Below are 4,123 nucleotides of genomic sequence, written 5' to 3' on the forward strand. Positions count from 1 at the left end.
TGACGCGATCAAGGACAGCCATCTAAGACTCGGGGAGGGATTCGTCGGTAAATCCGCTGAACAGCGTGCTGCATTGCAGGTTCCGGACACCCACGACGATCCTGCAGGTCTCGTGCTCGATGTCGTTGTCCGCGCCGGATTCCGCGCGTTTCTGGCCGTTCCGCTGCTCGGCACCGACCGCATGGTCGGAGCACTGGTCGTCCGCCGCAAACAACCCGGCGAGTTTCCCAAGAGTACGATCGACCTGCTTCAGACCTTCGCCGCACAATCGGCAGCCGCGATCCAGAACGCGCGCCTGTTCGACGAAATTCAGGCGGTGGCGCGTGAGCTGCGGCAGCGCGAGCAGGACCTCACGGAGAAATCTACGGCGCTGGCGGCGTTGTCGTCAAAGCTTGCGAAGTATTTGGCACCGCAAGTCTATAACTCGATCTTCACCGGGCAGCAGGACGTCAGAATCGTCACCCAGCGCAAGAAGCTCACCGTCTGTTTCTCGGACCTTGTCGGCTTTACCGAGATCACCGACCAGATGGAGTCGGAAGACCTTACTCAGTTGCTCAATCATTACCTCACCGAAATGTCGAAGATCGCCCTGCAGTATGGCGCCACGATCGACAAGTATGTCGGTGACGCCATTGTCATGTTTTTTGGCGATCCGACCACGCTCGGCGTGAAGCAGGATGCACTGGCCTGCGTCCAGATGACGCTCGCCATGCAGAAGCGTGTGAGTGAACTGGCTGAGGACTGGCGCAACGATGGCATTGAGAAGCCGCTGCGCTGCCGGATCGGCGTTCACACCGGCTATTGCACCGTGGGCAATTTCGGCAGCGAAGACCGGATGGACTACACCATGATCGGAGGCACCGTGAACCTCGCATCGCGACTGGAGCATGAAGCGCCGCCGGGCGGCGTGCTGATTTCGTTCGAGACCTATGCGCATGTGAAGGATGAAGTGCGCTGCGAGGAGCGCGGCCACGTGCAGGTGAAAGGCATCACGCATCCGGTCGCGACCTATGCCGTTCTTGGGCCGATGCAGGCCTCAGATGCCGCGACGACGCATCTGCGGCTTGAGTTCGACGCCGAACGCATGACCGAGGACGAGCGCGGGGCGGCCGCGGCAAAACTGCGTCACGCGCTCAGATTGCTCAATAAGGTACCCAAGCTCAAGGGTTGAACGGCCGCACACATCGGCTTTGTGCGGGGAGAAAATTGTCAACCGCGTGCGCGAAGACGGCAACGCGTTCGACGAAAAACTGAAGTACTTAGAAAACTGAAGTACTCAACTGGGTGAGTTGGTGAGCGCGCTGGGGCTCGAACCCAGGACCCCGTGATTAAAAGTCACGTGCTCTACCGGCTGAGCTACGCGCTCCCTTGGCCGTCTCGGTGGCATCTTCGGATCGATCGCCATCGTCATCGGTCAATGCGAGAAGCATGTCTTGCCGCCACGTTGAAGTGACGTCGCGGGGAAAACCGGCAGGCCTTTTCCGGATCATGCTTTCGGCCCGCGCTGTGTAGGGGGCGGCGTTGCCGAGGTCAATAGTGCAGCCCGCGGCCGCAGATCGGGGTGGGGCCGGAATTGTCGTGAGGTTTCGAGCCCTTAGCCGGGGGTTTTCATCCCGTCCGGCGGCCCGTCATCCACGGTGCGGTTACTGGGCCGCCTCGCGCTGTACCTCGGTTGCGACCGGCTGGGTGGAGCCGGCCGGCGTCGGCAGCGCCACCGGGCGCAGGCCGATCAGCTCGGCCGCGCGTACGATCGAGTACCGCCAGAACTCGAAGGAGTTGATGCGGCTGCTCTCCAGGATCGCGATCGCCACCGCCGACAGGAAGGGCAGGCTCTCCAGCACCAGGACGGCGGCGAAGATGTAGATCTCGGTGATCTGCCGGTAGCTGTTCGAGGCGACCAGCACGGCGGCACCCGCAAGCAGCAGCACGCCGATGACGGCTTCCCAGAACGCCTGGAACTCGATCGACATCCGCGTCAGGCCGCCCTTGGAGGTGCGGGCGAAGGCGAGGTGTTCGGTGATCATGCCCTGCGCGACCGCGCGGCACACCGTCCATTGCACGCTCATCGCCGCGACCATGGCCCCCAGCATCTGGCCGCTCTTCACCTCGACGCGCAGGCGGTACATCGCCAGGAAATGCACGAGCGAGACGATGAACGCCCCCATGATCGGCAGCGTCAGGATCTTGTCGGGGATCGCGATGTCGGCAAAGGCGACGATCGGCACCCAGACGAGATTGAGCAGCGCCACCAGCACGCCGAGGCTTTCGGCCCCCAGCCAGTTCAGCCAGCCCAGCGAATATTCCCGCTTCTGGTCCGGCGTCAGCCGGCTCGCGCCGGGCAGGAAGCGCCGCCAGTGCTTCTTGACGATCTGGAAGCCGCCATAGGCCCAGCGATGGCGCTGCTTCTTGAAGGCCTCGTAGGTGTCGGGCAGCATGCCGCGGCCGTAGCGGCGGTTGGAGTAGTGGGTGACCCAGCCGAGCTCCTGGATGGCGAGGCCGAGATCGCTGTCCTCGCAGATCGTGTCGCTCGACCAGCCGCCCGCCATGTCCATCGCCGCGCGGCGGATCAGGCACATCGTGCCGTGCACGATGATGGCGTTGAACTCGTTGCGCTGGACCATGCCGATGTCGAAGAACCCGGCATATTCGCCGTTCATGATGTAGTGCATCACCGACGTGTCCTGGTCGCGATGCTCCTGCGGCGCCTGCACGAGGCCGACGCGCGGATCGGCGAAGGCCGGCACCAGGTCCTTGAGCCAGTCCGGCTCGACGACGTAGTCGGCATCGAGGATGCCGATGATCTCGGCATCGACGGCGGTGCGGTCCATGGCGATGCGCAGCGCGCCGGCCTTGAAGCCCTGCACCTTCTCGGCGTTGATGAACTTGAAGCGTTCGCCGAGCGCGCGGCAGTGATCCTGGATCGGCTGCCAGAAGGCGGGATCGGGCGTGTTGTTGATGATGACGACGACTTCGTAGTTCGGGTAGTCGAGCCGGGCGAGCGCATCGAGCGTCTGCTTGAGCATGTCGACCGGCTCGTAATAGGCGGGCACGTGGATCGACACTTTCGGGCAGTAGTTCTCGGGCACGCCGGGAACCGGCTTACCCTTCACCAGCAGCCGGCGCGGCGGCCGGCCGAAGGCGACGGCCGCGATTTCCTCGATCCGCGCCATCGCGATGAGGACGAGAGGAACAAGGAGGATCATGCCCAGCGTCAGTGCGAACGCCGAGCCGAACACGAAATAGTGCCCGTTCCAGTAGGCGAACACGGTCGCGACCCAGGCGCCGACGCCGTTCGCGGTCGCCGACAGCACGAAGGCCTGCGATGCGGTCGGCTGCGACAGGCGCAGGATCGGCAGCGACAGGAGGATTCCGACCAGCAGCGCGATGGTCGCGAGCTTCCAATAGTCGGGATTCACCACCGGGCCCGTCCAGGCGAATTTCGGCTCACGCGCGGCGTTGAGGATGCCCCAGTACGGGCCCACGCCGCCCTCGAAGAACTTCCAGGGCTGATCGATCGCCTCGACGATGTTGTATTCCATGCCGATGGCTTCGGCGCGGCTGACGAAATTGCGCAGTGTCACGGCCTGCTGGAACGGACCGGGGTCGGCGTCCCTCAGATTGTAGCCGGCACTCGGCCAGCCGAACTCGGCGATGACGATGCGCTTGCCCGGGAACAGGTTGCGCAGCAACTGGTAGCGGTCGACGGCCTGGTCGACCGCCTGGTCCGAGCGGAAGTTTTCCCAGTAGGGCAGCACGTGGGCGGCGATGAAGTCGACATTGGAGGCAAGCTCCGGATTGTCGCGCCAGATGTTCCAGATCTCACCGGTCGTGACGGGCACGCGGACCGCGCCCTTGACCTTCTTGATCATGTCGATGAGGTCTTCGACCTTCTGCTCGCCGCGGTAGATCACCTCGTTGCCGACCACGACGCCGTTGACGTTGGAGTTGCGCCGGGCGAGATTGATGGCAGCCTCGATCTCGCGCTTGTTGCGCTCGTCGTTCTTGTCGATCCAGGCGCCGACCGTGACCTTGAGGCCGAACTCGGCGGCGATCGGCGGCACCAACTCGACGCCGCCGGTGGACGAATAGAGGCGGATCGCGCGCGTCATCGTCGACAGCGTCT

Annotated in this window: 2 protein-coding genes and 1 tRNA gene; 1 reads left to right on the forward strand and 2 read right to left on the reverse strand. The window is 63.8% G+C overall.

The window, feature by feature from the left end; all coding sequences use genetic code 11:
* Positions 1-1,171 (forward strand): adenylate/guanylate cyclase domain-containing protein (locus KGM94_RS23910; RefSeq protein ID WP_300264785.1); only part of this gene is annotated, 1,171 nt, incomplete at its 5' end.
* 119 nt (positions 1,172-1,290) lie between these two features.
* On the opposite strand, the gene KGM94_RS23915 is transcribed toward KGM94_RS23910, so the two are convergent.
* Positions 1,291-1,366: transfer RNA gene (locus KGM94_RS23915), tRNA-Lys, on the reverse strand.
* A 277-nt stretch (positions 1,367-1,643) separates the two neighbouring features.
* Positions 1,644-4,123: glycosyltransferase (locus tag KGM94_RS23920; RefSeq protein WP_300264788.1), on the reverse strand; the 2,480-nt coding region annotated here is incomplete at its 5' end.

The organism is Bradyrhizobium sp. (genome assembly GCF_028868675.1).
In the GTDB taxonomy this organism is placed as follows: domain Bacteria; phylum Pseudomonadota; class Alphaproteobacteria; order Rhizobiales; family Xanthobacteraceae; genus Bradyrhizobium.